The organism is Noviherbaspirillum aerium, from assembly GCF_008929045.1.
GTDB lineage: Bacteria > Pseudomonadota > Gammaproteobacteria > Burkholderiales > Burkholderiaceae_D > Noviherbaspirillum > Noviherbaspirillum aerium.
In genome coordinates this window covers 1-1,016 of the sequence record NZ_VFAH01000077.1, presented here as the reverse complement: position 1 = coordinate 1,016, position 1,016 = coordinate 1, and the positions used below count along the sequence as shown (strand labels likewise).

General features: G+C 66.7%; 1 protein-coding gene. It reads right to left on the bottom strand.

What is annotated here, in order from left to right:
- Positions 1 to 1,016 (bottom strand): porin (locus FH061_RS30140; protein ID WP_318841071.1); only part of this gene is annotated, 1,016 nt, incomplete at both ends.

Sequence of the window (1,016 nt, the reverse complement as noted above, 5' to 3'; positions counted from 1 at the left end):
ACTTCGAGGCTGCGGCTGCCGCTGCCTGCTTCGATCGCGCTGCCAACGGTATAGCCGCGCGAACCGACGCCGCGGCTCTTCATGTAGCCGTAGGACGTGTGCAGCGTGGTGCGCTTGGACAGCGAGTGGATGTAGCCCAGGCCGTAGAAGCGCGCGTCGGCCGTGCCGATGTCGTCGCTGCGGTTGACGAAGTTGGCCAGGATCTTGCCCGCGCCGACCGGCACCGAGACGCCGATCATCGCATCGTTGAAGTCCAGCGTGTCGCGGCCGCCGCGGTCGGCTTCGGTGACGCCGTAGGCGCCGTGCAGCATGACAGGACCGAAGTTGTAGGTCGCGCCCAGGACGGTGTTCTTGTCCGATCCGGCCAGAACCGCCGGTGTGGCGCCCACGGCAGCAGCCGGAACGGTGTTGGAATCCTGGTAGGCCAGGCGCACATACAGCGGACCTGCGGAATAGCCGGCCGAAGCGCCGATATAGCGGCCGGCGGCCGAGCTGCCTGCCACTTCGCCCAGGCCGTAGGTCACGTCACCCTGGAAGCCGCCGATGATCGGCGTGCTGTACATGATGGAGTTGTTGACCCGGCTGACGTAGCCACGCGCAAACAGGTTGACTGCCTTGCCTTCGAGACCGTTGAAGAAGGGATCGACGGCGCCCATGAGGACGTCGAACGCGGTGTACTGGCGACCCAGGCGCACGGCGCCGAAGCCACCCTGCAGGCCGACGAAAGCCTGGCGGCCGAACAGCAGGCCGCCCTGGCCGAGCGCGCCGGTGTCAGCCTGGAAACCGTTTTCCAGAGTGAAGATGGCTTGCAGGCCGCCGCCCAGATCTTCCGTGCCGCGGAAGCCCACGCGCGAACCGTTGGCGATGCCGCTGGTGAGCTTGGTGGTCGAACCGGCTGCAGGCGCGCCGCTTTCGCGAACGATGCCGACGTCGATCAGGCCGTAGATGGCAACGTTGGTCTGTGCAGCGGCAGAGCCGGAGATGGCGCCCAGTACGGCCAGTGCGAGTAGCGATTT